Annotated in this window: 25 protein-coding genes; 15 read left to right on the forward strand and 10 right to left on the reverse strand. The window is 64.0% G+C overall.

Annotated features, from left to right (window positions below; genetic code table 11):
- Positions 1-128 precede the first annotated feature (128 nt).
- Together AC0L2F_RS19615 and AC0L2F_RS19620 are read left to right on the forward strand one after the other, a co-directional pair.
- On the forward strand, positions 129-1,820 hold the full coding sequence (locus AC0L2F_RS19615; RefSeq protein ID WP_473249507.1) for a benzoate-CoA ligase family protein: 1,692 nt from the start codon (positions 129-131) through the stop codon (positions 1,818-1,820).
- 19 nt (positions 1,821-1,839) lie between these two features.
- On the forward strand, positions 1,840-2,298 hold the full coding sequence (locus AC0L2F_RS19620) for a RidA family protein (protein WP_473249596.1): 459 nt from the start codon (positions 1,840-1,842) through the stop codon (positions 2,296-2,298).
- Between the two features lie 47 nt (positions 2,299-2,345).
- Here AC0L2F_RS19620 and AC0L2F_RS19625 read toward each other — a convergent pair whose 3' ends face one another.
- Positions 2,346-3,074: a CBS domain-containing protein gene (locus AC0L2F_RS19625; protein WP_473249508.1), complete on the reverse strand. Its 729-nt coding sequence runs from the start codon at positions 3,072-3,074 to the stop codon at positions 2,346-2,348.
- Between the two features lie 110 nt (positions 3,075-3,184).
- Between AC0L2F_RS19625 and AC0L2F_RS19630 the strand changes: the two genes are divergently transcribed.
- Complete coding sequence (locus AC0L2F_RS19630; RefSeq protein WP_473249509.1) at positions 3,185-3,685, forward strand: hypothetical protein; 501 nt, start codon at positions 3,185-3,187, stop codon at positions 3,683-3,685.
- Entirely contained in the window at positions 3,682-5,532 is a 1,851-nt protein-coding gene (locus tag AC0L2F_RS19635; RefSeq protein WP_473249510.1) for a PHA/PHB synthase family protein, read from the forward strand. Before AC0L2F_RS19630 ends, AC0L2F_RS19635 begins: the two co-directional genes overlap by 4 nt.
- Here the strand turns inward: AC0L2F_RS19635 and AC0L2F_RS19640 are convergent.
- The gene (locus tag AC0L2F_RS19640; protein ID WP_063995543.1) at positions 5,529-6,500 is read right to left on the reverse strand and encodes a CHAD domain-containing protein; all 972 of its coding nucleotides are present in this window, start codon (positions 6,498-6,500) and stop codon (positions 5,529-5,531) included. The genes AC0L2F_RS19635 and AC0L2F_RS19640 overlap by 4 nt on opposite strands.
- Positions 6,501-6,512: 12 nt before the next feature.
- On the reverse strand, positions 6,513-8,045 hold the full coding sequence (locus AC0L2F_RS19645; RefSeq protein ID WP_473249511.1) for a bifunctional aminoglycoside phosphotransferase/ATP-binding protein: 1,533 nt from the start codon (positions 8,043-8,045) through the stop codon (positions 6,513-6,515).
- 192 nt (positions 8,046-8,237) lie between these two features.
- Here AC0L2F_RS19645 and AC0L2F_RS19650 point away from each other — a divergent pair, with 192 nt between their 5' ends.
- Both AC0L2F_RS19650 and AC0L2F_RS19655 read left to right on the forward strand, forming a co-directional pair.
- Positions 8,238-9,068 carry a universal stress protein gene (locus AC0L2F_RS19650; RefSeq protein ID WP_473249512.1) on the forward strand — a complete coding sequence of 277 codons (831 nt, stop codon included), beginning with the start codon at positions 8,238-8,240 and terminating at the stop codon, positions 9,066-9,068.
- A gap of 69 nt (positions 9,069-9,137) precedes the next feature.
- Positions 9,138-11,831 carry a bifunctional acetate--CoA ligase family protein/GNAT family N-acetyltransferase gene (locus tag AC0L2F_RS19655; protein ID WP_473249513.1) on the forward strand — a complete coding sequence of 898 codons (2,694 nt, stop codon included), beginning with the start codon at positions 9,138-9,140 and terminating at the stop codon, positions 11,829-11,831.
- A gap of 9 nt (positions 11,832-11,840) precedes the next feature.
- On the opposite strand, the gene AC0L2F_RS19660 is transcribed toward AC0L2F_RS19655, so the two are convergent.
- Together AC0L2F_RS19660 and AC0L2F_RS19665 are read right to left on the reverse strand one after the other, a co-directional pair.
- Positions 11,841-12,329: a phage holin family protein gene (locus AC0L2F_RS19660; protein ID WP_473249514.1), complete on the reverse strand. Its 489-nt coding sequence runs from the start codon at positions 12,327-12,329 to the stop codon at positions 11,841-11,843.
- The gene (locus AC0L2F_RS19665) at positions 12,330-12,605 is read right to left on the reverse strand and encodes a hypothetical protein (RefSeq protein ID WP_473249515.1); all 276 of its coding nucleotides are present in this window, start codon (positions 12,603-12,605) and stop codon (positions 12,330-12,332) included.
- Positions 12,606-12,780: 175 nt separating this feature from the next.
- Here AC0L2F_RS19665 and AC0L2F_RS19670 point away from each other — a divergent pair, with 175 nt between their 5' ends.
- From AC0L2F_RS19670 to AC0L2F_RS19680, 3 genes are read left to right on the forward strand one after another with little or no spacing between them, the layout of a single operon-like run.
- Positions 12,781-13,917: an MlaE family ABC transporter permease gene (locus tag AC0L2F_RS19670; protein WP_473249516.1), complete on the forward strand. Its 1,137-nt coding sequence runs from the start codon at positions 12,781-12,783 to the stop codon at positions 13,915-13,917.
- Between the two features lie 2 nt (positions 13,918-13,919).
- A complete protein-coding gene (locus AC0L2F_RS19675; protein ID WP_473249517.1) occupies positions 13,920-14,687 on the forward strand; it encodes an ABC transporter ATP-binding protein in 768 nt (255 codons plus the stop codon).
- A 3-nt stretch (positions 14,688-14,690) separates the two neighbouring features.
- A complete protein-coding gene (locus AC0L2F_RS19680) occupies positions 14,691-15,794 on the forward strand; it encodes an ABC-type transport auxiliary lipoprotein family protein (RefSeq protein WP_473249518.1) in 1,104 nt (367 codons plus the stop codon).
- 6 nt (positions 15,795-15,800) lie between these two features.
- Here the strand turns inward: AC0L2F_RS19680 and AC0L2F_RS19685 are convergent, their stop codons facing one another.
- Entirely contained in the window at positions 15,801-16,118 is a 318-nt protein-coding gene (locus tag AC0L2F_RS19685; protein WP_473249519.1) for a c-type cytochrome, read from the reverse strand.
- A 148-nt stretch (positions 16,119-16,266) separates the two neighbouring features.
- Between AC0L2F_RS19685 and AC0L2F_RS19690 the strand changes: the two genes are divergently transcribed.
- Together AC0L2F_RS19690 and AC0L2F_RS19695 are read left to right on the forward strand one after the other, a co-directional pair.
- On the forward strand, positions 16,267-16,977 hold the full coding sequence (locus AC0L2F_RS19690; protein WP_473249520.1) for a helix-turn-helix domain-containing protein: 711 nt from the start codon (positions 16,267-16,269) through the stop codon (positions 16,975-16,977).
- 499 nt (positions 16,978-17,476) lie between these two features.
- Positions 17,477-18,205: a Crp/Fnr family transcriptional regulator gene (locus tag AC0L2F_RS19695; RefSeq protein ID WP_007601607.1), complete on the forward strand. Its 729-nt coding sequence runs from the start codon at positions 17,477-17,479 to the stop codon at positions 18,203-18,205.
- Here the strand turns inward: AC0L2F_RS19695 and AC0L2F_RS19700 are convergent.
- Positions 18,202-18,978: a cyclase family protein gene (locus AC0L2F_RS19700; RefSeq protein WP_473249522.1), complete on the reverse strand. Its 777-nt coding sequence runs from the start codon at positions 18,976-18,978 to the stop codon at positions 18,202-18,204. The two genes, AC0L2F_RS19695 and AC0L2F_RS19700, sit on opposite strands and share 4 nt — an antisense overlap.
- A 320-nt stretch (positions 18,979-19,298) precedes the next feature.
- Here AC0L2F_RS19700 and AC0L2F_RS19705 point away from each other — a divergent pair, with 320 nt between their 5' ends.
- From AC0L2F_RS19705 to AC0L2F_RS19720, 4 genes are all read left to right on the forward strand, one after another.
- A complete protein-coding gene (locus tag AC0L2F_RS19705; RefSeq protein ID WP_007612646.1) occupies positions 19,299-20,270 on the forward strand; it encodes a TRAP transporter substrate-binding protein in 972 nt (323 codons plus the stop codon).
- A gap of 86 nt (positions 20,271-20,356) precedes the next feature.
- A complete protein-coding gene (locus AC0L2F_RS19710; protein ID WP_473249524.1) occupies positions 20,357-20,905 on the forward strand; it encodes a TRAP transporter small permease in 549 nt (182 codons plus the stop codon).
- Positions 20,896-22,188, forward strand: a complete 1,293-nt coding sequence (locus AC0L2F_RS19715) for a TRAP transporter large permease (RefSeq protein ID WP_063995550.1) — start codon at positions 20,896-20,898, stop codon at positions 22,186-22,188. Before AC0L2F_RS19710 ends, AC0L2F_RS19715 begins: the two co-directional genes overlap by 10 nt.
- 24 nt (positions 22,189-22,212) lie before the next feature.
- Positions 22,213-23,019, forward strand: coding sequence for an SDR family NAD(P)-dependent oxidoreductase (locus tag AC0L2F_RS19720; protein WP_007612643.1), 807 nt, complete (start codon positions 22,213-22,215; stop codon positions 23,017-23,019).
- Positions 23,020-23,028: 9 nt separating this feature from the next.
- On the opposite strand, the gene AC0L2F_RS19725 is transcribed toward AC0L2F_RS19720, so the two are convergent.
- From AC0L2F_RS19725 to AC0L2F_RS19735, 3 genes are read right to left on the reverse strand one after another with little or no spacing between them, the layout of a single operon-like run.
- Positions 23,029-23,727, reverse strand: coding sequence for a molybdate ABC transporter substrate-binding protein (locus AC0L2F_RS19725; protein ID WP_473249525.1), 699 nt, complete (start codon positions 23,725-23,727; stop codon positions 23,029-23,031).
- Positions 23,724-25,859 carry a xanthine dehydrogenase family protein molybdopterin-binding subunit gene (locus tag AC0L2F_RS19730; protein ID WP_473249526.1) on the reverse strand — a complete coding sequence of 712 codons (2,136 nt, stop codon included), beginning with the start codon at positions 25,857-25,859 and terminating at the stop codon, positions 23,724-23,726. Before AC0L2F_RS19730 ends, AC0L2F_RS19725 begins: the two co-directional genes overlap by 4 nt.
- The gene (locus AC0L2F_RS19735; protein ID WP_473249527.1) at positions 25,856-26,326 is read right to left on the reverse strand and encodes a (2Fe-2S)-binding protein; all 471 of its coding nucleotides are present in this window, start codon (positions 26,324-26,326) and stop codon (positions 25,856-25,858) included. Before AC0L2F_RS19735 ends, AC0L2F_RS19730 begins: the two co-directional genes overlap by 4 nt.
- Between the last annotated feature and the right edge of the window lies 1 nt (position 26,327).

Consider the following 26,327-nt stretch of genomic DNA (forward strand, 5'->3'; position numbering starts at 1 on the left):
CACAATCCCGTTTGCCGCCGGAAAAAGCATGGGATGCCCAAAATCCGCTATTGCGCGAAATTGCTTTAAGCCTAAAATGTTTCCGAGTTAGTGCTGCCGGGTGCTTTCCATGCTGAAAGGAGCGTGCGATGGCCAACGCCGCCAAGGTTCAAGTCTCGGGCTCGCGTGACGACGACGCCGCGACTGCCCATGTCGATGCGTTCGCGCGGCAGCATCTTCCGCCACGCGAACTCTGGCCGGAATTCATCTTCACGCGACCGGAACTGCAATATCCGCCTCGCCTCAACTGCGTCAGCTATTTCCTCGACCGCTGGGTCGAGCAGGGACATGGCGACGCTCCCTGCGTGATCAGCCCCGCCGTCGGCTACACCTATCGTGAGCTGCAAACGCTCGTGAACCGCATCGCCAATGTGCTGGTCGGCAAGCTAGGTCTCGTCACCGGCGGGCGCGTGCTGCTTCGCTCGGCCATCAATCCGATGATGGTCGCGACCTATCTGGCGGTAATCAAGGCCGGAGGCATCGTCGTAGCGACCATGCCGCTGTTGCGCGCCAAGGAGCTGTCTTATCCGATCCAGAAGGCGGAGATCACGCTCGCGCTCTGCGATGGCAAGCTCGCCGAGGAAATGGAGAAGGCGAAAGCCGCGGCCCCCGGCCTCAAGCGCGTAGTCTATTGGGGTAACGGCGGCAGCGACTCGCTCGAGGCGCTGATGGGGGATGCAAGTCCCGAGTTCAACGCTGTCGATACTGCCTCCGACGACGTCTGCCTGATCGCGTTCACGTCGGGCACGACCGGCGATCCCAAGGGCACCATGCATTTCCACCGTGACATGCTGGCGGTGTGCGATGGCTATGCGCGCAACATCCTGCGCGCGGAGCAGAAGGATCGCTTCGTCGGCTCGGCACCGCTCGCCTTCACGTTTGGCTTCGGCGGTGTGCTGTTTCCGATGCACATCGGCGCCTCCTTCGTCGTTCTGGAGAAGACGGCGCCCGACGACATTCTGAATGCGATCGAGCAGTACAAGACGACGGTCTGTTTCACCGCGCCGACCGCGTACCGGGCGATGATTGGCAAGCTTCCGGGCCGCGATATTTCCTCGCTTCGCAAATGCGTGTCCGCCGGCGAGACGCTGCCCAAGCCGACATTCGATGCTTGGCTGAAGGCGACCGGCATCAAGCTGATGGACGGCATCGGCTCGACCGAGCTGCTGCACATCTTCATCAGCGCGACCGAGGACGAAATCCGCCCCGGTGCGACGGGCAAGCCGGTGCCAGGATATGAGGCGAAGATCGTCGATGAGTCCGGCAATGATTTGCCGCCGGGCACGATGGGACGGCTCGCCGTCCGCGGGCCGACCGGATGCCGTTATCTCGCCGACGAGCGGCAGCGCAAATACGTCCAGAACGGCTGGAACATTACCGGCGACACCTATCTGATGGATAGCGAGGGCTATTTCTGGTACCAGTCACGCTCGGACGACATGATCGTGTCGGCGGGCTACAACATCGCAGGCACGGACGTCGAGGCGGCGCTGCTCACGCACCCATCCGTCGTCGAGTGCGGGGTCGTCGGCGCGCCGGACGAGGCGCGCGGCATGATCGTGAAGGCCTATGTCATTGCCGCACCGGGCGTAATGCCGGACGCCGAGTTCGTGACTGCGTTGCAGGAGCATGTCAAACGCGAGATCGCGCCATACAAATATCCGCGCGCGATCGAGTTCGTGACGCAACTCCCGAAGACCGAGACCGGCAAACTAAAGCGCTTTGCCCTGCGGCAACTGGCGCAGACCGCGGTGACGTCCTCCGGCGTCGCGGCGGAATGAGAAGGATAGAGAATTGTCTGTGACGACGCCGAAAGGCCCGCACCTCGCGGCGCTGCCGACAGCAGCCGAGGACGAAACCCGCGCCAGGGCGCAGGTGCTCCAGCCGTCCGGTTGGCCGGTGCCGAAAGGCTATGCCAACGGCATGGCCGCCGAGGGACGCATTGTCGTCACTGGCGGCGTCATCGGCTGGGATGCCGAGGAGCGTCTCGCGGAGGGTTTTGTCGCGCAGGTGCGCCAAACCCTAGGCAACATCGCCGCGATCCTCGCAGAGGGCGGCGCGCAGCCCGAGCATTTGGTGCGCCTGACTTGGTACGTCGTCGACATGGACGAGTACCTGGCGAACCTGAAAGAGCTCGGTAAGGTCTACCGCGCCATCTTCGGCACCCACTATCCAGCGATGGCGCTGGTTCAGGTCGCCCGCCTCGTCGAGACGGCGGCGCGGGTGGAAATCGAAGCCACCGCCGTCATTCCGCGCTGAACTGCGATCGGGCGCTCGCTCAGCTTGCCTTGGTCACCTTGCCTTGGTCAGCTTGCCTTGGCGAGGTCATCATCCTCGGGCGAGTTCAGATATATTCCTGACATGGTGTCGACCCAGCAGAGATGGTCATGCACCTTCTTCACGCCGTTGACGTTCTCCGCTGCGACGACCGCGGCCTGTCGCGCGCGCTCCTCGGTGATGACGCCGCTGAGATGAACGATGCCGTCGCGGACGATGACATTCAGCCCGAACGGGCACCAGTCGTTCTTCTCCATGGTATCGATGATGCGGCTGCGAATGTGATCGTCGTCCGCGGTCGGGTCGGGTACGTCCCGGGCGAGGTCCGCCACCGCCTGGAGCAGGTTCGCCCGCGACACGATGCCGACGATTTTGTCGCCGCGGATCACCGGCAGACGCTTCACATTGTTCCGTTCCATGAGGTCGACGATCTCGGCAAGTGCCGTATCCTCGCTGATGGTCACCGGTGAAGGGGTCATCACCTCCGAGACCTTGCGGCCGTGCTCGTGGATGAAGTCGTTGGCCGATTTGCCGGATCCGAGAATGAACCGCAGCCAGCGCCCGCGCTTGCGTCCCGTGCGGATTTCGCTGCGGCGGATGAAGTCGCCTTCCGAGACCACGCCGATCAGCTTGCCGGCGCCGTCCACAACCGTGAGACCGCTGACATGCCGCTTCAGCATGATGTTTGCCGCCTCGACGATGCTGGTGTCGGGGGTAACCGAGATGACCGACCGGGTCATGATCTGATGGGCACGCATGGCAGTCTCCGCTGGCTTTTGATGACTCTGAAGTTGAGCTTAATCTCGGCATGGCGATTGGATTTGACGCAGGTCAATCAAGGAAAGTCCGCCGCGGCGAGTAGCCCGACTTGATGCAGCTCAACGTTTCCGGCCCGGTTGACTGTACCCTGATGGAGAAGCGCCCCTTGTGGGTGATCAGGAGGCTGATCGTGAGTGAGCTCGTCCAGTTGCAAGAGCCTGCGGCCGAACCGTTGCCCTCCAATCCAATTGCAGGGCTGGCCAGCGCGAACCAGCGTGCGCTGGATACCGCCCTTGGAGCGCAGGGGCTCATATTCGAGGAGGTCGTGTTCATGGCCAACGAACTCCTGGACCGAACGCAAACCGAGACACATTTGTTCGCGGAGTTCGTGTCGAAACTGGCAGGCTCTCACTCCGTGAAGGATTGGACAACCATGTACCGGGAATGCAGCCAGCATCAGCTCGACTTCATTCGTCGCGACTGCGATCGGTATTTTCGGCATGGCGAACGGGTCGCGGCAGCCATCCTTGGCATGCTGAACGAGCGGCCGCGGCTGACCAGCGCTGTCGCTGACGGAAAATCCGGAACGCCTAAGAATATCCAGCCATGAACGTCACGCAGGCATCGAACCTCCTGCTAGCCGAAGGGCAACTGGCGTCGGAGCCGCCCGTCGATCTGGTAAAGGGTTCCGCAACGCCGGCCGCGACCGTTCAGGAGCGTATTCCGGCTGGCGATGCGCCGTCCGTGCCCGAACCATATCCGCTCGATCGGGCCTTCCATGCGATGCTGGCGCGATTCACCGGCGGCATTTCGCCATTAGCGCTGTCGCTCGCCTATCTCGATTGGAGTTCGCATCTTGCAGCAGCACCGCAGCGCCAATTGGAGCGGACGCGCGAGATCGTTCGGGACACCAGCCGGTATTTCGACGCCGTCGCGCATGCCGCTGCACCAGGCCAAAACCCCTGGTCGGTGATCAAGCCTCAAGCGCAGGACCGTCGCTTCGCAGGGCCGTTATGGCAAAGCCCTCCTTTCAACTTGATGGCGCAGTCGTTTCTCCTCGGAGAACGGTGGTGGCACGATGCTGCGACGGGTGTGCGTGGCGTCGCCCCCACGAATGAAGCAATCGTCGAGTTCTCGGGACGCCAGATCCTCGACATGCTTGCACCATCGAATTTCGCTGCCACCAACCCCGAGGTCCTTCAGAAGGCCTTACAGAGTGGGGGAAAGAATTTCGTACTCGGGTGGCAGAACTGGTGCAGGGACTTGATGCGCATGCTCTCCGCGGGAAAACCGGCAGGCGACGAACAGTTCATTGTCGGCAAAACCGTCGCGACGTCGCCCGGCAAGGTTGTCTATCGAAACGAGCTGATCGAGCTGATTCAGTATCATCCCACCACCGAAAAGGTGCGGCCGGAGCCGATCCTGATCGTGCCCGCATGGATCATGAAATACTACATCCTCGACTTGTCGCCGCGGAACTCGCTCGTCAAATATCTGACCGGCGAGGGCCTCACCGTATTTGCGATATCCTGGCGCAGTCCGAACGCGGCCGATCGCGACGTGGCGTTTGATGACTATCGCACATCGGGCGTCCTTGCTGCGCTGGATGCGATCGCCTGCATCTTGCCGCGCCGGAAAATTCATGCGCTTGGCTACTGCCTGGGTGGCACCTTGTTGTCGATCGCGGCCGCAGCGATGGCGCGCGACGGCGATAATCGGCTGAAGACAATCACGATGCTTGCTGCGCAGACGGATTTCACCGAAGCAGGCGAGCTGACGCTTTTCATCAACGAGAGTCAGGTCTCGTTCCTGGAAGACATGATGTGGGAGCGAGGCTATCTCGATACGACGCAGATGGCCGGCGCTTTTCAGCTGCTGCGCTCGAACGATCTGATCTGGTCGCGGCTCTCGCACAATTATCTGATGGGGGAGCGGGCACCGCCGAGCGATTTGATGACCTGGAATGCCGACGCCACGCGCTTGCCCTATCGCATGCACTCTGAATATCTGCGCAAGCTGTTCCTCAGCAATGACTTGGCTGAAGGTCGCTACCGCGTCGACGGCAAGAGCATATCACTCTCCGACATCCACACGCCGATGTTTGTTGTCGGCACGGTCAGGGATCACGTGGCGCCGTGGCAATCCGTCTACAAGATTCACTATCAAGTCGATGCCGATGTGACCTTCCTGTTGACGAGCGGAGGCCATAACGCCGGCATCGTCGCGCCTCCTGAGGAGCCCGGGCACAGCTACCAGATCATGACCAAGGCGGCGGATGCGCCCTATGTCGATCGCGATGAATGGCTGAAACTGGCACCGCATGCGAAGGGGTCGTGGTGGCAAGAATGGTCCAGATGGCTGACCGCCCGCTCTGGTGCACTCAATGAGCCGCCACGGATGGGGTTTGGGAACGTCGACAGCCTGCCCGACGCGCCGGGAGACTACGTCCACACCTAGTCCTCAGGCTCCGCATTCGGCGCAAGGTCGGCGGAGCGGAACGGCTTGGCCTTGCCGAGTTTCCGGTAGGCGCGCGAGGCGGTCCGCAACAGTTTCTTTTCGCGCTTGCGGTTGAGGAAGCGAATGCCCGCCTCGGGGACGGCCTCGTTCAATGACGCCGCCAAGGTTTGCCCTCGCGCATCGTCATTCAATTGCCCGAGGGATTTTTGCGCCTTGCGCAATTGCTTGAGGATCGACTTCTGCTTGGTCAACGACTCGTCGGCGAAAAGGTCCTCGAGCGATTCGACCGAATAGGTCAGCCGCTTGTTGAGAAGCCGCAGCTTGTGCCGTTTCCCGACGTTGAGCTTGCGGAGCTTGCGTGCTTTCTTGAGCAGCGTCCTTTCCCATTCCGTGAGTTTCGCTGTAGCGTGGTCGGCGAGCGTGCAGCGGCGTAGCCTGATAGCTTCCTTGCTGCGCCGGGTCGACCAGGGGCCGCTCTCGATCCAGGCTGACGTCTGCTCGACGAGACGGCGATACCGCGCGGATTGCAGCGCGCGCGCCAACTGGCGATGGCTCTCGGCGCGCTTTTCGTCCCAATGCTGGAGCTCGGCAATCACGGTCAACTCGCCTCCACTCTCGGCGATGACCCGCTCGATTGCCACGTCGAGGTCCCGCACCATGCCGAGTTGGCTGTTCAACCATTTTAGTTCGGTCCAGACCTCCGGCCGAAGGGCATCATCGACCATCGGCGAGAAGAAGCGGATGGCGGTGCGCAGATGCGTCAGTGCAATCCGGATCTGGTGCAGCGCCTCGGGATCGCCGCGGCAGGTGCCGTCATGCTGCGCGAGAACGGCGGCGAGGTGACGGCGAGCGATGATCCGGAAGGCCGTGTCGCAGACCATGCCGGGGCTGAGGCGGCCGGGCAGGGCATTGCGCCTCGCCGCAAGCTTGATGCGCGCGGCCGTCGAACTCGTGCTGGGTCGCGCCATCTGCAGATTGCCTTATTTGCTTTCGGCGATCGCGTCCCGGCAGTTCTGGAGCGTCTGCTCTTGCGTGCCGGATGCATCGATGGTCGCCCAACCGACATGGCCGATATTATAGTGCTCTTGCAGCGCGGCAACCTCTTGCGTGGCGTCGGATGCGTCGCCCCGGCGGCCTCCGATCCGCGCCTGCCGGGTCGGGAGATCCGCAACCAGAAACAGGCCGCTCAGCGGCACGTTGCGCTTGCGCGCCAGTGCGGCGACCGCGTCTCGTTCGTCCTCACGGGCGAACACGCCGTCGATGATCGCTGAATGGCCTTGCGCCAGCACCCGCCCGGCGTGCCCGGCCAACATGTCGTAAACGCGGGCCGTGACCTCCGGCGTGTATGCGGATGCCGGCAGCCGGTCCGTATCTTCGACCCCGAACATCTGCTTGCGGACGAGGTCGCTGCGCAGCACGACGGCCCCCGGCAGCGGCGTAATATCCGGCGCGAGCGCGCGTGCCAAAATCGTCTTTCCGGTGCCTGACAATCCGCCGACTGCTACCAGCCGGGGGGCTGGCGGCTGGATCAGCACGCGGGCGAGGCCAAAATAGCGCCGTGCACCGTCGAGAATGCCCGTATCATGGGGATGCGGCGGCTTCAGCCGTGCCAGCGCGACCTGGGCGCGGATCGCCGCCCGGATGGACATGAACAGCGGCAGTGCGGAGAGAGCGTCGAGATTCTCAACCGAAGTTGCGGCGAGGTAGCGGTTCAATACGATGTTGGCCGCGCGTGGTTGATCGTGATGCAACAGGTCCATCAATCCGAATGCGAGATCGTAGAGCACGTCGGTGGTTGCCATCTGGGCGTCGAACTCGATGGCGTCGAACAGCACCGGCTGCTCGTCGATCGCCACGATGTTCGCAAGATGCAGGTCGCCATGGCAGCGGCGCACGAAACCTTGACGGCCGCGCTCTTCGAGCAAAGGCCGGAGGCGGAGGAACATTGCCTGCGAGTCTCTGCTGATCTGCACGATCTCTTCGGCTTCGAAATGATTGCCGGCCCGCAGGCCATTGCTGTTGCCATCGATCAGGCCGGGGATGGAGGAAACCCATGCGTTGCCGTCGGCGCGAACAGCCTGCGCGTGCGAAGCCACGATCGTCTCGGCGACGGCCGATACAAGACTTTCATCCAGCGGGCCGGCCTTGGCCAGATGATCCAGCGTTCGGTTTTCGTCGAAGCGCAACATATCAACCGCGTACTCGATCGGCCGGCCGCTTCCGTCGACCTTCACCGATCCATCGGCCTCTTCCGTGATCGCGACGACGCGGTGATAGATCTGCGGCGCCAGCGGCCGGTTGATCCTGATCTCCTCCTCGCACGCCGTCCTGCGCTTCTCGAGCGTCGAATAATCGAGGAACGGAAATTGCACGGCGCGCTTGATTTTCAGAGCACGCCCGCCTTCGAGAAAGACCGAAGCTGCGTGCGTATCGATCCGCCTCACGTTTGGATGATCCGCGGAATTGGTGAGCGCCGCAAAGATCCGGTCCTGGGTCGCAGAATCGTCGGTCATTCCAGCTGGTACGTCCAGATGCGTCGGAAGGCGGCTCGCCCCGCGATCAGGGTAATCCATAGAAGCAGACCGCGGCCAGTCCTTGACTTCGGTCAACGCCTGTCTCCCTCGACCGGTCGGAGTTCCCGGGCTTGACGAGGATCAAGCGTCCCAACGAAAGCCGGCCTATTCTGGTGGCCAAGGAGAATTCCGATGCCGATCAAGGACGTCTTTCTGCCGCTCGTCGGCCAGCCACGCGGCCCGGCCCTTGCTGCGATCGAGAAATGCGTGGCCGTTGCCGGCGACCTCGGCGCCAGGATCACCGCGCTGGCACTCGAAGAGGATGTTTTCGTGCGGCCGAAGGTGATGCTCCCCGATGCGGCCGAGGCAAACGGGTCGCTTGAGGCCGGCGATAGTCAGCATCTCCTGGATGCGTTCACCCGCGCAACCTCCCGCACCGGCATTCGCGCTCAAAGCCGGTCGGCCAAGGTGCCGGCAGACCAGATCGCGTCAGTCCTGGCCGAACACGGGCGCTTCAGCGATCTCACGCTGGTCCCCGTGAAGCCACACGACAGCCGAACCGAGCACATCATCGAGACGCTCCTGTTCGAATCCGGGCGGCCAGTGCTGCTCTGCCCGGAGCAGCATGTGGACCAACTGCGCCCGGAATTCGAGAACATCATGATCGCTTGGGATCACTCGGCGCGTGCGGCGCGGGCGGTCGGCGACGCGCTGCCTATCCTTCAGGCAGCCGCCTCGGTCCGCGTGGTGACCGTAGCGGACGACAAGTCCGACGCGATCGTGCAATCCGGGACGGCTCTGGTCGATCACTTGAGGGAACACGGGGTCTACGCCTCGTTCGAAACCACGAAGGGCAGCGGCAGCTCGATTGGCAAAGTGCTCGGAAGCTGGGCGAATTCCCATGCCATCGATGCGATCGTCATGGGCGCCTACCATCATTCGCGCCTGAACGAGATCGTTTGGGGCGGTGTGACAAAGACCGTCATTGGCGAGCCACCGTGCTGGGTTATGATCTCGTACTAGGCGGGTCGCCACTTTCTCGGCTTGATCGTCAACCATCGGAACCGCCACCGACCGGGCGCATTTGCTTTCATGTCAACCTATCGTCTGAAGAACCTGCTGTCGCCGCGTTCGGTCGCGCTCGTCGGTGCGAGCGCCCGCCCGGTCTCCGTTGGACGCGCCGTTCTGGAGAACATCCGCAAGGCTGGATTCACGGGACAGTTCGGCCTCGTCAATCCGCGCCATGCCGAGATCGGCGGCGTCGCGGCCGTGGGCAACCTCGATCAATTGCCGTTCGTGCCCGAGCTTGTGGTCATCACCGCGCCGGCGCGCGCGGTTCCCGGCATTGTCGATCAAGCCGGGCGGCGCGGCTCGGCGGGCGCCCTGATCGTCTCGGCCGGGCTCGGCCATGGACCGGGCTCCCTGCACGAGGCGGCCATCGCTGCGGCCCGCAAATACGGCATGCGGCTGATCGGGCCGAACTGCTTGGGCATCATGATGCCCGGCGTGAGCCTCAATGCGAGTTTTGCCGCGCACATGCCGGGGCCTGGGAATCTCGCGCTGATCTCGCAATCGGGCGCGATCGCGGCCGGCATGGTCGATTGGGCCGCGCAGCGCGGCGTCGGCTTCTCCGGCATCGTCTCGATCGGCGATCAAATCGACGTCGATATTGCCGATCTGCTCGACTATTTCGCGATGGATCACAAGACCCGCGCGATCCTGCTCTATATCGAGGCCATCAAGGACGCGCGCAAGTTCATGTCGGCCGCGCGCGCCGCGGCGCGCGTGAAGCCCGTTGTCGTGGTGAAGTCCGGCCGAATGGCGCAGGGTGCGAGGGCGGCTGCCACCCATACCGGTGCGCTTGCGGGCGCCGACGCCGTCTATGACGCGGCGTTCCGCCGCGCGGGCGTCCTGCGGGTCTCCGATCTGCGCGAACTGTTCGATTGCGCCGAGACGCTCGGCCGCGTCGAGTCGCCGGCAGGAAAGCGCCTCGCCATCCTGACCAATGGCGGCGGCATCGGCGTCCTCGCTATCGACCGATTGGTCGAGCTCGGCGGCATTCCGGCGACCATCTCGGCGGACGCCCGCAAGAAACTCGATGACGCGCTGCCGCCGACCTGGTCCGGCGCAAATCCCGTCGACATCGTGGGCGACGCCGATGCGTCGCGCTATGCGGCGGCGCTCGAGGTGCTGCTCGCCGACGCCGACAACGACGCGGTCCTGGTCCTCAACGTGCAGACCGCGATCGCCTCGGCCGCCGATATCGCAACGATGGTGACCGAACGCGTCAAGGCATACCGCGAGAAGCACCGCAGTTGGGCCAAGCCGGTGCTTGCCGCCTGGATCGGGGCAGACCAGAACATCATCGAAACACTGTCCGGCGCCGGCATTCCGAACTATCCGACCGAGGACGACGCCGTGCGCGGCTTCATGTACCTCGTGAGGCATCGCGAAGTCGTGGAGGAGCTGAGCCAGGTTCCACCCGCAATGCCAGACACTTTCGTGCCGGACGCACGTACTGCGAAGCAGATCATAGCTGCTGCCATCGCAGACGGCCGCCAATGGCTTGAACCCGTCGAGATCAAGCACCTGCTCGAAGCCTACGATATCGCGATGGTGCCCACCTACGCCGCGGCCGATGTCGAGCAGGCGGTGGCCTACGCGAGCGACATCTTTGCGCAAGGCGCCACCGTCGTGCTGAAGATCATGTCGCGCGACATTGTCCACAAATCCGATGTCGGCGGCGTCGTGCTCAATCTGACGACGGTCGAGGCGGTGCGCGCCGCCGCTACCGATATTCTCGCCCGGGCGAGCAAGCTGCGTCCGCAAGCCCGCATCGAGGGCGTCATCGTGCAGGCGATGGTGGTCAAGGCGAAGGCGCGCGAGTTGATTCTGGGTCTCGCCGACGATCCCACCTTCGGCACCGTCGTTGTGTTCGGCCGCGGCGGGACCGCGGTCGAGATCATCAACGACAAGGCGCTTGCGCTGCCGCCGCTCGATCTGCAACTGGCCCGCGACCTGATCGACCGCACGCGCGTGTCCCGGCTGCTTCGCGCTTACCGGGACGTGCCGGCGGTGAAGCCCGACGCCGTCGCCATGGTCCTGGTCAAACTTGCGCAGATGGCCGCCGACATCCCCGGGATCCGCGAATTCGACATCAATCCGCTGCTGGCGGATGAAACCGGCGTGACCGCGGTCGACGCCCGCGTGGCGGTCGGGCTGCCGCAACGGAAGTTTGCCGGCTCCGGCGCCGCCAACTTCGCCGTTCGGGCCTATCCGTCGCAATGGGAGCGCCGCCTCAAGCTCAAGGAGGGCTGGCGGATCTTCGCGCGGCCCCTGCGTCCGGAGGATGAGCCGACCATCCACGCATTCCTGAGTCATGTCACGGCGCACGACCTTCGTCTGCGTTTCTTCGCGCCGATGAAGGAGTTCACTCACGAGTTCATCGCCCGCCTGACCCAGCTCGACTATGCGCGCGCGATGGCCTTTATCGCGTTCGACGAGGCGACCGGTGAAATGGTCGGCGTGGTCCGACTCCACTCGGACTCGGTCTACGAGAGCGGCGAATATGCGATCCTGCTGCGGTCCGACCTCAAGGGCAAGGGTCTGGGCTGGGCCCTGATGCAACTGATCATCGACTACGCGAGATCGGAGGGGCTCAAAGCGATTTCCGGTGATGTTCTCAGGGAGAACACCACGATGCTCGAAATGTGCCGGCAGCTCGGCTTCGAGGTGAAGCCGGATACGACTGAGCCGGATATTTGCGACGTCAGGCTGAAACTCTGAGCGCGCCCGTTAGGGGCGCGCTTCAGCCGGATTTGCGGCGGCGGAGTCCTCGGCCGTTCTCCGCAAATTCTTGATCAGGACCGCAATCAGCGGCACCAGCACGGGCAAGATCGTGCTGAGCGGATGATGGACGGCGCCCGACACCTGGGCCTGGAGTGTGCGCGCCTCGAGCTGAAGAGCTTCGATGGATGCGCCGTGAATCTCGTTGGCGAGTTCGATGTCGCGGCCTGCAGGAGGCCGGCCGGCAATCACAAAGAGAATTGCCGCGATGGCAAAATTGACGGCGCCAAGGATGGCGGCCGCGCCAATGGCACTCCAGATCTGCACCAGTGCGAAATAGGCGGACAGCTCCAGCATCAGGAGCCCGAACGCGGCGATCAGCGCCGCAAAGGCGCGCAGGCCGAGGCCGATCAGCAGGTGGCGCAGCCTGATGTCCGCGATGATCCTGTCGGTACGCCAGAGCACTCGCAGATGTTTGACGACGTTTTCCGTGTTCACCTAGTGCCTCCGCAGCATGAATCCGACGACCACGCCGAGCGCGAAGGCCGAGGCAAGCGATGTGATCGGGCGCTCCGCAATGAGGCCCTGAAGCTGCTCCTGCTCCTCATCGACGGTCTCGCCGAGCTCGGCGAGCGCAGCCTTGATCTGATCGGCAAGGGCCTCCGCGCGGTCTTTCGAACTTTCGAACATCTCCTCGCCGGCCGTGCTCAGCAAGCGTGTGACGTCAACCTTCAGCGTGCGCAGTTCTTCGCTCATCCTGTCGCTGTCGAACATGGACCTGATTTCCCCTTTAATGGAATCAAACCTAGGACCGGCCGGCGCGAGCGCGCTTGATTTGCGTCAAGGAGGCAGACGCGTCGTGGTCTTGAGACAGGTCAAACCGGCTGCCACATGCCGGCCTAGAATGACCGGCTGAATGCGGACCCGGTTGTCCCGATGAGGTGGAAGCGTGAACTCCGAACCGCTGTTGCTGGCAACGCCCTCCGGCGAAGAGCTGAAATTGTGCCCGGAAGGGCCGTGGATTGCCGCGAACGTGTCGATGCTGGAGACATTGTCCCGGTCGGTCGGGGCGGATGTCGATCGATCCAGAACCGTGACGCTGGACATGTCAGGCGTCAGCGCGCTCGACACGCTCGGCGCCTGGGTCCTGGAAAAGCTGTCGCGCAGGGCTTCATCATCCGGTCGATCGGCCGAGTTTATCGGTGTCGCCGACCATTTCAGTGGCCTGATGGAGGAGGTGCGTCAGGTCAACCGCCACACCCCGCCGCCGGCGCCTGCACCCAACCCTGTCCTGCTAAGACTGAACGATCTCGGCAAGTCCACGGTCGGCGGGCGCGAAGACATCACGATCTTTCTTCAAATGCTGGGCGCGTTGTTCATGGCCGTGATCGGCGTGCTGCGCCGGCCGCGCTCGCTGCGGTTGACATCGCTGATCTATCAGCTCTACCGCATCGGCTGGCAGGCCATCCCCATCGTCGTGCTGATCACCTTCCTGATCGGCGCCATCATCGCCCAGCAGGGATTTTTCCATTTCCGCAGGTTCGGCGCGGAATCCTACACCGTCGACATGGTCGGCATCCTGGTGCTGCGCGAGCTCGGCGTGCTGATCGTCGCCATCATGGTCGCCGGCCGCTCGGGAAGCGCCTACACCGCCGAGCTCGGCTCGATGAAGATGCGCGAGGAGATCGATGCACTTTCGACCATGGGCCTCGATCCCGTCCATGTCCTGATCCTGCCGCGGGTTGTGGCCCTGGTCATTGCGCTGCCGATCCTTGCTTTCATCGGATCGATCGCCGCACTCTATGGCGGCGGCCTGATCGCGCAGTTTTACGGCGGCATGGCGCCGGCGATCTATATCGCGCGGCTGCACGATGCGATCTCGGTCGCCCATTTCGAGGTGGGCATCCTGAAGGCGCCGTTCATGGCGCTGGTGATCGGAATCGTCGCCTGCAGCGAGGGCTTGCGTGTGAAGGGCAGCGCCGAGTCGCTGGGACGACAGACCACGATTTCGGTGGTCAAGTCGATCTTCCTGGTGATCGTGCTCGACGGCCTGTTCGCGATCTTCTTCGCCTCGATCGGAATGTGATCATGAGCGAATCGCTAGAGCAGTTCGCGATCCGCGTCCGCGACCTCGTGGTCGGCTTCGGCCGGCAGACCGTGCTCCATCATCTGTCGCTCGATGTGCGCCGGGGTGAGATCCTCGGACTCGTGGGGGCGTCGGGTGGCGGCAAGTCGGTGCTGATGCGAACCATCATCGGCCTCATCCCGCGCCAAGGCGGCACCATCGAGGTCACGGGACGGCCAATCGGCGGCCGCACCGAAGGCGCGGCCACGACATGGGGCATTCTGTTCCAGCAGGGCGCGCTGTTCTCCTCGCTGACGGTGCGGCAGAACATCCAGTTTCCGCTCCGTGAAAATCTCGTCCTGTCGCAGGAGCTGATGGACGAGATCGCGATCGCCAAGCTCGAAATGGTCGGGCTGCGGGCGCAGGACGCCGATAAATATCCGGCGGAGCTATCCGGCGGCATGACCAAGCGGGTCGCGCTGGCGCGCGCGCTCGCGCTCGATCCGCCGATCCTCTTCCTGGACGAGCCGACCTCGGGTCTCGATCCGATCGCGGCGGGCGATTTCGATGCGCTGATCGGGACACTGCAAAAGACCCTCGGCCTCACCGTGTTCATGGTCACCCATGATCTGGCGAGCCTGACCACGGTCTGCGATCGGGTCGCTGCTCTCGCCGACGGCAAGATCGTGGCGATCGGTCCGATGCGCGAACTGCTGCAATCCGAGCATCCCTGGGTGCGCGCCTATTTCCATGGCAAGCGCTCGCAGATGCTGCAACACGAGATGAGATGAGACATGGAAACCCGCGCTCCCTACGTGCTGATCGGCAGTTTCGTCCTGGCCGCGATCCTCGCGGTGTTCGGCTTCGTCTACTGGCTGAACAACACCGGCGGCATCGGGCCGCGCACGAGCTATCACGTGCAATTCCAGGGCCCGGTGCCCGGTCTTCTGGTCGGCGCCGGCGTGCTGTTCAACGGCATCCGCGTCGGCGAGGTCACCCAGCTCGGGCTTGCGCCGGACAATCCACGCTTCGTCAATGCGACGATATCGGTTGCTTCAACCACGCCGGTGCGCGCCGACAGCAGGGTCGGGCTCGATTTCCAGGGGCTGACCGGCGTGCCGGTGGTGACGCTGGAGGGGGGCATCATCGTCGCCAAAGCCGGCGAGCCCCCGACCTTGATTGCCGAGGCCGGTGCGGGCCAGAGCATGATGCAGGCCGCGCGCGATGCACTGCGGCGGGTCGACACCGTGCTGGAGGACAATTCGGGCCCGCTAAAGGACACCGTCGCCAATCTCAAGACCTTCTCCGAGGGGCTTGCGCGCAACACCGGCAGGATTGACGGCATTCTGGCGGGCCTTGAGAAGATGACCGGCGGCGGAACGCCGGCGCAGAAAGTCACCTATGACCTGCGCACGCCGCAGAACCTCGGTCCGGCCGGCAAGACGCTCTCGGCGTCACTGGCCATCCCCGAGCCGACGGCGGTCGCCATGCTGCAGACCCAGCGTATGCTGTTCGCGCCCGGCGGCGATAATCCGGGCTTTGCGGACTTCCTCTGGGCCGACAGCATTCCCAAGCTGGTGCAGGCGCGGCTGATCGACAGTTTCGAGAATTACGACATCGCCCACGCGCCGTTGCGCACGGCCGATCTCGGGCAGGCGGACTATCAGCTGCTGATCGACATCAGGCGCTTCCGCATTGCCACGGAAGGGGAGACACGGGTCGAGATCGGACTGTCGGCACGGATCGTCGACAAGAACGGCAAGGTGATTGCCTCGCGTCTCGTCGAGACCAGCGAAAAGCTCGACAAGGTCGAGCCGGCCGTAGCGGTCGCAGCGTTCGATACGGCCTTCACGCGCATCGCGAGGGAGCTGATCGGCTGGACGGTGCAGGCGGTGTGACGCCGGCTATTCCAGGGTCTTGAGGTAGGACAGGAGATCGTGGATCTGGTCCGGACTGAGCTCGAAGGCCGGCATGTCGGCGTGGCCGGTGTTGATGCCCTCGGCCAGCGCCTCCCCAAGGCTCTCGATGGGATAGCGCTGGTGCAGGGCCCGCAGCGGCGGCGCGATCTTGAGCGGACTGTTCGACGCACGGTCGATCGCGTGGCAGCGCGCGCAATTGGCTCGCGCAAAGGCCTTGCCGCGTTGTTCGGCGGTCGGGGCAGCCAGGGCAGGCGTCATCAGAAGCAACCCGATCAACCCGTGACGCAGCGTTCCTTGCAGCATGTAAAGTGGCCCCGTTTATGTCTGGGAGAAGAATAGGGCGGGGATTCCCTCCAAAATTGATCTGGGTCAACCGGCTTTGGCGCAGTGCAGTAAAATGCAGCCGCGCGACGGAATGGGCCTGATGGGCACCCGGCGCTTGGAGCGGTCGATGAAGCCCGTAGTCACGATTGAGCCGAACTGGCAGCTCTGCAGCGATTGCGCTGTCCGCGCATCGGCGGTTTGTTCGTCGCTGGATGCGGTCGAGCTTCGGAAATTCGAGCATCTCGGCCGGCGTGTCCATTTTTCCTCAGGCGAGACTGTGTTCTCCGAGGAGGACATCACGACCTCGTTCTACAATCTCGTTGAGGGCGTCATGCGGCTGTACAAGCTGCTGACCGACGGCCGCCGGCAGATCGTGGGCTTTGCCTTGCCCGGCGATTTCCTGGGGATGAATGTTTCGGGCAGGCACAATTTTTCGGCCGATGCGATCGGCGCGGTGACCGTATGCCAGTTCGCTAAGGCACCCTTCGGCCGTTTCATCGAGGAGCGGCTGCACCTCCTCAGGCGGATCAACGAACTGGCAATTCGCGAGCTGAACCAGGCCCGGGACCACATGGTCCTGCTGGGTCGCCGTTCGGCGGACGAAAAGGTTGCGGCCTTTCTGCTCGGCTGGCGCGAGCGGCTGGTCTCGCTGAAGGGGGCGTCGGACACGGTTCCGCTTCCGATGAGCCGCCAGGACATCGCCGACTACCTCGGCCTGACCATCGAGACCGTCAGCCGCACCTTCACCAAGCTGGAGCGCCACGGCGTGATCGAGATCATTCATGGCGGGATCAGCCTGCTCGATCCGGCGAAGGTCGAGGCCCTGGCCGCAGCCTGATTCCGACGCAGCGCGGCTCGATTTTGATCGGGATCAATGCATTCGGCCGCGTGCCTCAGACAATGCCTGAAACCACAGGGGAGGGCATCATGCCGGCTGACGCGTTGCTTATGAGCATCTTTGTCGTGGCAATCTTTGTCACATTCGCCGGGGCACTGGTCTGGGCAGACCGGCAAACCAGTCCAGGCCGGCTCAAGTCAGACGTCAAGCGTCCTAGCTCCTGAGAATCACGGTCGCATTTTGAGGCGCCCGCGGCGCGGGCTATACCGTGCGAGCTCGGGACGGTTGGCAGCGCTTCAACGCAAGGCGGCGTGCGGCGCTTGCAACTCTGCATCGACAGGGACGCATTGGCTCACCCTTCGGATGCCGGCTTCGCGCCTGAACCGCGGCATTTTCGCTGCGTTTGCCTCAAACAGCTAGCATGCTTTCCGGTTGAAAAACTGGGCTACACTGACTACGCAGGGACCCCAGTGCCTCGCAGTCTTAGGAGCCCAGTGGCGTGCCTCAGGACAAGACCGGCGACGACCCCCGACAAGCGGCGGGGAATAAATTATCGGTCCTGCGCAAGCACCCGATCTTTGCGGATCTGGAGCCGGAGGCGCTGGATCAGCTCTGCCGTTACGCCAAGCACACCACGGTGAAGCGCGGCGCGACGATCGCTGCCAAGGGCGATCCCGGCAACAATCTGTTCGCGGTGATCACAGGGACGGTGAAGATTTCCTCTTCGTCGCCCGACGGCCGTAACGCCATTCTCAATCTGATCGGTCCCGGAGAGATCTTCGGCGAAATCGCGGTGCTCGACGGCGCCCCGAGGTCGGCCGATGCGACCGCCAACACCAATTGCGAGCTCTACATCATCGATCGCCGGGACTTCCTGCCGTTCGTGAAGAGCCAGCCGGCGCTCGCAATGAAATTCATCGAGCTGCTCTGCGCGCGCCTGCGCTGGACCAGCCAGCAGGTCGAGCAGGTGATCCTGCAAAATCTGCCGGGCCGGCTCGCGAGCGCGCTGCTCGGCCTCACCGAAGAGCGCAAGTTCGACTCCGGCAGCGGCACGCTTGCCATCACGCAGCAGGAGATCAGCGAGATGGTGGGGATGACGCGCGAGAGCATCAACAAGCAATTGCGCGCCTGGGCGGGCCGCAACTGGGTTCGGCTCGAGCACGGCGCCATTGTCGTGCTCGACATGGATGCCTTGCGTGAACTCGCCGAGAGCGGGCTCGACAGCTAGCTGTCGATGATCGCCACGGCGCGGGTCCAGCCCGCGGAGGCCCGCTCGATCTTCACCGGAAAGCATGAGATGGTGAAGCCGGTCGAAGGCAGCTGGTCGAGATTGTGCAGCTTCTCGAGATGGCAATAGCCGATGTGCCGCCCTGCCTTGTGGCCCTCCCAGATCAGGCCGGCATCTTTCGTTTCGGCATATTTCTTCGCGGTATGGACGAAAGGCGCGTCCCAGCTCCAGCCGTCGGTGCCGGTCAGCCGCACGCCGCGTTCGAGCAGATACATGGTGGCCTCATAGCCCATGCCGCAGCCTGAGCTGACATAGTCGGCTTGGCCGAACTTGGCGCCGGCGCCAGTGTTGACGACGACGATCTCAAGCGGCGACAGCGCGTGCCCGATCCGCCTCAACTCCTTCTCGACGTCGTCGGCGCTCGCCACGTAGCCGTCGGGAAGATGCCGGAAATCGAGCTTCACGCCGGGCTGAAAGCACCATTCCAGCGGGACTTCGTCGATCGTCCATGACCGCTCGCCGCGATTCATGGTCGGATGGAAATGCCAGGGCGCATCGAGATGCGTGCCGTTATGGGTCGACAGCGAGACCTGCTCGACCGCCCAGCCTTGGCCGTCCGGCAGGTCCTGTGCCGTGAGGCCGTCGAAGAACTGCAGCATCCGCGGCAGGCCCTGCTGGTGATCGATGTACTGGATCGTCGGGTGATTGCCCGGCGGATCCGCCGTCACGTCGTTTCTGAGCGGCACGGAGATGTCGATCAGCTTCCGCGGCATGGGCATTCCCCGGGATGGTCCGTTTTGTCAGCATCTTGAGGGGGCCGCACCGGGGGCGTCAAGCAACGCGCATGAACACTTCCCGCGGCCGACGGCAGGTTATTTCGGAAAAACAGGACGATGAGCCGGTTGTCTGCCCGAGGCCGGTCTGATCCATCGATGCAACTCTAGCATTGATCGATGCCGGATTTGGCTTGGACAGAGAATGCCGCGCGCCCTAGGGACGACAATGGCGCTTGACTTCCCACCGGAAGTGGAGCGACCCAAAGGCGGCCCGCAACATCTGCCCAACGACATAATCAACTCAGGAGGAAGCCCAGATGAAGATACTCACCGGCATCGTCGCAGCCGCTCTGCTGGCGGTCTCAGCCCCCTTGGCGACCGCACGCGATTTCCGTTCCGCCGACGTCCACCCCGCCGATTATCCGACCGTCGAGGCCGTCAAGTTCATGGGCAAGCAGCTCGCCGCGGCGAGCGGCGGCAAGCTCGGCGTGAAGGTGTTCCCCAACGGTGCGCTGGGCTCTGAGAAGGACACCATCGAGCAGCTCAAGATCGGCGCCCTCGACATGATGCGGATCAACGCATCGCCCTTGAACAACTTCGTGCCGGAAACCATCGTGTTGTGCCTGCCCTTCATCTTCCGGGACACGCAGCACATGCGCACCGTCCTTGACGGGCCGATCGGCGACGAGATCCTGGCGGCCATGGCGCCCGCAGGCCTGGTCGGCCTCGCCTATTATGACAGCGGCGCGCGGTCCATTTACACCGTCAAGGCTCCGATCAAGTCGCTCGCGGACGTCAAGGGTCTGAAAATTCGCGTCCAGCAATCCGACCTGTGGGTCGGCATGATCCAGAGCCTCGGGGCCAATCCCACCCCGATGCCGTATGGCGAGGTCTATACCGCTCTCAAGACCGGTCTGGTGGACGCTGCCGAGAACAACTGGCCGTCTTACGAGTCCTCGCGCCACTTCGAGGCTGCCAAGTTCTACAACATAACCGAGCACTCCCTGGCGCCCGAAGTTCTCGTGATGTCCAAGACGGTCTGGGACACGCTGAGCAAGGAAGACCAGGCGATGGTCCGCAAGGCGGCCAAGGAATCGGTGCCCGTCATGCGCAAGCTCTGGGACGAGCGTGAGCAGGCGTCCCGCAAGACCGTCGAAGCGGCCGGCGTTCAAGTCGTGACGATCGCCAACAAGAAGGAATTCGTCGACGCGATGAAGCCGGTGTACGACAAGTTCGCGGGTGACGAGAAGCTGAAGAGCCTCGTCAAGCGTATCCAGGACACGAAGTAAGGCCATAGCGTCGGTCCGGCGTTGCCGACTGGCGACGCCGGACCGACGCATTGGACGCGCGCAAGGAGACTTGCAAGGAGACTTGGATGACAGACCCTCACGTCGCAGACCACGAACTGGACGTAGCCGGACGCCCGTCAACCGGCTTGCTGTCCCGGATCAATGCTCCCGTCGCTCGGCTAGGGATGTATCTGTCGGTGACCGGGCTGCTCGTCATCGTCACCATCGTCTTCTACCAGGTGTTCGGACGTTACGTGCTCAATTCCAGCCCGACCTGGACGGAGAACCTTGCGTTGGTTCTGATCCTGTATGTCACGTTGATCGGCGCCGCCGTGGGCGTGCGCGATGCCGGGCATATCGGCATGGATAGTTTGCTGGTGATGCTGCCGGACCACACGCGAGAGAAAATCGAGCTTGTGATCCACGTCCTGGTGGCCGGGTTCGGCCTCGCTATGGCCTATAACGGCTGGATCCTCGGAGCGTCGGTCGGAACCGTGAAGATCCCCAATCTCGGGTTGCCCGAGGTCATCCGTTACGTGCCGCTGATCGCCTCCGGCGTCCTGATCGTCTCCTTTTCAATCGAGCACATCATCGCTCTCCTGCGCGGCGAAGAGGTCGTCCCCTCATGGAACTGATCATCCTCGGCGCCACTTTTTTCGGCTTCCTGGTGCTCGGCGTCCCCGTCGCCTTCGCGATCGGCCTCTCGGCGATTTGCACCATCCTCTACGAAGGCCTGCCGGTCGCGGTCATCTTCCAGCAGATGATGTCGGGGATGAACATCTTCTCCTTCCTCGCCATCCCGTTCTTCGTCTTCAGCGGTGAGCTGATGCTGCATGGCGGCGTCGCCGACAAGATCGTGCAGCTCGCCAAGAATCTCGTCGGACACATCCGCGGCGGGCTCGGCATGTCGAACGTGGTCGCCTGCACGCTGTTCGGCGGCGTGTCCGGCTCGCCAGTTGCCGACGTGTCGGCGATGGGGGCCGTGATGATCCCCATGATGAAGAAGGAAGGTTTCGACACCGACTACGCCGTCAACGTCACCACCCATGCTTCGCTGGTCGGAGCACTGATGCCGACCAGTCACAACATGATCATCTATGCGCTCGCCGCCGGCGGCAAGGTCTCGATCGGCGCGCTGATCGCCGCCGGTCTCCTGCCGGCGCTGGTGTTGATGGTGTGCATGCTGGTCGCCGCTTACGCGGTGGCGGTGAAGCGAGGCTATCCGGCCGGCAAGTTCCCGGGCTGGCCCGCGGTTTTTCGTTCGTTCGCCGCCGCTCTGCCCGGCCTTCTGATCGTCGGCATCATCCTTTCAGGCATCCTGTCGGGCGTGTTCACGGCGACCGAGTCCGCGGCCGTCGCGGTCACCTATACGATCCTGCTGACGTTCTTCATCTACCGCACCATGACCTTGCCGAACTTCCTGGGCGCCGCGGCCAAGGCGGTGAAGACGACGGGCGTGGTGCTGCTGCTGATCGGCGTCTCCACCATGTTCCAGTATCTGATGGGACTTTACGAGGTGGCCGACTTCGCCGGCGAGATGATGAGCAGGGTCTCGACGCAGCCCTGGGTCATCTTCCTGCTCATCAACGTCATCCTGTTCGTGCTGGGCACGTTCATGGACATGGCAGCGACCATCCTGATCTGCACGCCCATCTTCCTGCCGATCGCGATGAAGGCGGGCATGGATCCGGTGCAGTTCGGAATGCTGATGCTGATCAACTGCGCGCTGGGGCTGAACACCCCGCCGGTCGGGACCACCCAGTTCGTGGGCTGCGCCATCGGCGGCATCTCGGTGGGCGCGGTGATGCGCACCATCCTGCCGTTCTACGCCGCTCTGATCGCAGCTCTGATGTTCGTGACTTACGTCCCCGCCTTCTCGCTGTGGCTGCCCCGCCTGCTGATGGGCTACAAGGGCTAGCTGCAACGCAGGGAGAATCTATCCGTGACTGACTATCGCAAGCTCTTCGATCTCACCGGCAAGACGGCCGTGGTGCTGGGCGCCGCCTCGGGCATCGGCAAATCGTCGGCCGAGGCGCTGGCCGGGCTCGGCGCCCGTGTCGTCTGCGCCGATCGCGCGCTTGACGCCGCCGAAGCGACCGCCGCCGGCATTCGTGAGAAGGGCGGCTGGGCCGAGGCGGCTGGGTGCGACGCGGCGAGCGCCGCGGAGGTCAATGCGCTGGCCAGGATCGTGATGCAGAAATTCTCGCGGCTCGACATCGCGGTGACGACGCCCGGGCTCAACATCCGCAAGACCATCCTCGACTACACCGAGGAGGATCTCGACCGCGTCCTCAACCTCAACATCAAGGGCACGGTCTGGTTCTTCCAGGCCTTCGGCCGCATCATGGTCGAGCAGAAGGGCGGCAGCATCATCGCCTGCTCCTCGGTGCGGGCGGTGACCATCGAGCCGGGCCTGGGCGTCTACGGCTCGACCAAGGCCGCGATCGGCCTGCTGGTGAAGGGCTTTGCGTCTGAGGTTGGACGCTCCGGCGTGCGCGTCAACGCGATCGCGCCGAGCATCGCCGAGACCGCGCTGACCGGCCCGTTCAAGCAGCGTCCCGACATCTACAATCTCTACGCCGGCCACACCGTGTTCAACCGCTGGAGCAGCGCCGACGAGGTCGCGACCGCCGTGGCCTATCTCGCTTCCGATGCTGCGAGCTATGTCAGCGGCAGCACACTGTTCGTCGATGGCGGCTGGACCGCCGTCGACGGTCCGCCGACCGGCCTCACCCAGTTGCACACATAGGGCGGTTATCTAGCCTGTAAATCCGACGCGCTGGCGCAGATCCTTGCGGTCTGCGCCGGTCAGCAACGCGATCAGCGCCGCCGCCTCTTGCGGATGTGCGGCTCGCATGGTCACGCCGGCCGTGTACATCGTCACGAGCTCGCAGCCCGGCGGCAACGCCCCTGACAGCACGATACCGTCGGTCGCGATGATCTCGGTCGCCTGCGTGCAGCCGATCGGATGCGCGGCGGTGGATGCCGCAAGCTCCCGCATCGAAGTCGCGCCGTTGGGAAAGATCTTGAGGCGCGAAGCGACCTCGTAGGCGATGCCGAGCTGATCCAGCACCTTTGCAACGTGCTGTCCCGCCGTGGAGGCTTTCGTGTCCGGGACGTAGATCGCGTCGGCGCTGCGCAGCGCCTCGCGCAGGTCAGTCTCGGTCTTCACCGTCACCTTGGGATCGCGGCTACGGACCGCCAGCGCGGTCTCGACCCGTCCGACATCCGAGATCGAGGAGGGGATGACGAGCTTCTCTTCGGCAAGCTTTGCAAGCAGCGCCTGCGTCAGGATAACGAGATCGGCCGCCGTTCCCGCGCGCAGCTTGTCGGCCATGACGCCGACCGCGCCGAACTCGCCGTCGATGCCGAAGCCGGTCTGCGTCTTGAAGGGATCGCTGAGGCCGCGCACCAGGCCTTGCGCCGCGCCTCCGCTCAAAATGCTCACTGTCGTCACGATGCCAGCTCCATGGCTGCAATGATCTTGTCGCGGGTGATCGGCAGGTCGCGCACGCGCACGCCGAGGCAATCGTAAATGGCATTCGCGATCGCCGCAGTCACCGGGCCGTGGGCGGCCTCGCCGGCGCCGACCGGCTCGATCTCCGGCCGCTGGACGATCTCGACATCCACCGCCGGCACCTCGCTGAAGGTGAGGATCGGATAGTCGGTCCAGGACGTCGACATGATGCGGGTGCGGTCGAAGCGGACGCGTTCCTTCAGCACCCAGCTCGTCGCCTGGATCGCGCCGCCCTCGATCTGGTTGATGACACCGTCCGGGTTGATGACCTCGCCGACGTCGACCGCCAGCGTCAGCCGCTTGACGCGGATGTCATCGCTGCCTTCGATCTCCGCAATCGCGGCGCAATAGGCCCCCGTGTTCTTGTAGCGGGCGAAGCCGACGCCATGACCGATGCCGGACTGCTTCTGCGGTTTCCACTGCGCGCGTCGTGCCGCGGCCCGGATGACGTCCTTCGCGCGCTCATCGCGCAGATGACGCAAGCGGAACGCGATCGGGTTTTCGCCGCGCAGCGCGGCGACCTCGTCGAGCAGGGACTCGATGGCGAACACATTGCCTTGTCCGCCGAGTGTCCGCAGTGCCGAGGTTCGCACCGGCATGGTCAGCAGCCGGTGGCTCGTGATCGTCCAGGCCGGGAAGTCGTAGAGCGGAACGGAGTTGCGGTCGCCGCCGCCGCCATTGGCCGCGGGCGGATTGGTCGAGATCATGCGCGGCCAGGGGGTCGCAATCTCGGTTGCGGCAAGCAGCGCGGGCTGTGCCGCGCGCCCCGGCCGCGCCGCGTGGCCGTTGCTCCAGATCGCATGGCGCCAACCGACGATCTCGTTGTCCGCATCGAGGTCGGCCTCGATCTCGATCGCCATCGCCGCGCCAAACGGCGCATGGGACATCTCGTCGTGGCGCGACCACTGCACCCGCACCGGACGGCCGCCGGCAGCCTTCGCCAGCAGCACGGCATCGAGCGCGACATCGTCGGCGGCATTGTGCCCGTAGCAACCCGCGCCCTCCATGTGCTCGACGACGATATTTTGTGCCGGCAGCTTGAGCACGATCGCGAGATCGGCGCGCAGCAGATAGACGCCCTGGCTGTGGGTCCAGACATGGACACGATCGCCGTCCCATCGGGCCATGGCGCAGGACGGTGCGATCGAGGCATGCGTAATGTAGGGACGGATGTATTGCCGGCGGAGGGTGCGAGCAGCCTTCTTTATCGTTGCCGCAGTGGTCCTGGCGTCGATCACCGTGGTCTCGACCGGCTGGCTCTTCAGGAATCCGGCCAGATCATTTTCATCCGGCAGCGGCTCACCGGCCGACCATGTCGCGCCCCTGCGCAAGGCTTTCAGCGCGGCTTCCGCCGCTGCCTCGCTGTCGGCAACCACCCCGGCAAAGCTGCCGTCGCGGACGATCGCGACGAGCCCGGGAACGGCTCGCGCCGCCATCTCGTCGAGCGCGATCAGTTTGGCGCCCGAGGTCTCCGGCCGCAGCACGCGTCCGTGCAGCAAGTCCGGCAGCGGACAGTCATGAATGAAGCGCGGCCGTGCGAACACCTTGTCGGGAATGTCGACGCGCTGGACCGAATGTCCGGCGACGGTGCGCTTGGCGACAATCTTCGCCGTCGCGCCCGCATTGGCGTCCTGGTCGAGCGAGATGTCATCGGCCAACTCCCAATAGCTGGTCCTGACATTGCCGGGGCCCGAGATCGTGCCGTCATGGATCTCGAGCAGCGATGCATCGACGCCGAGACGCTCCGACGCCGCGGCGAGGAAGCGCCGGCGGATTTCGGCACAGGCATGGCGTAGCGCGCGGCCGGATTGCTGGACCGAAAGGCTGCCCGAGGTGACGCCCTCGTTCGGGCTGGCCGCCGTGGAGGCGCGGATCATCTCGATGCGACCAATATCGACGTCGAGCTCGTCGGCTGCGATCTGCGCCAGGGCCGTGACGATGCCCTGGCCGATCTCGACCTTGCCGGGCGAGATCGCCACACGGCCGTCGCCGATGAGCTTTACCCAGGATGACAGCTTGGGATTGGCAGCAAGGCTGACCGGCAGTGTCGGGGCAGGGGACGGCGCACTCATGATGTCGCCATCTCCGCGGCCGCCCGCAGCACGGCGCGGACCATGCGGTTGTGCGATCCGCAGCGGCACAGATTGCGATCAAGCGCCGCTTTCACCTCGTCCTCCGTCGGCGACGGATTGCGCTTCAGCAGCGCCGCCGCGCTGATCAGGATTCCCGATACGCAATAGCCGCATTGCATCGCCTGCTCAGAGATAAAGGCACGTTGCAGCGGATGCGGTTGCTCCGCCGTGCCGAGGCCTTCCACCGTAACGATCTCCTTGTCCGCGACCGACCACATCGGCATGTCGCAGGAGGCCATCGCGCGATCACCGACCATGACATAGCAAGCGCCGCACTCGCCGGCTCCGCAGCCGAAATGCGGACCGGTGACGCCGAGCCGGCCGCGCAGCACATCGAGCAGCGTCTGATCCGGATCGGTATCCACGGCCGCCGCCGTGCCGTTGAGCTGGAATCGAATGGTCGGCATT

Source organism: Bradyrhizobium sp. Ken64, assembly GCF_055807555.1.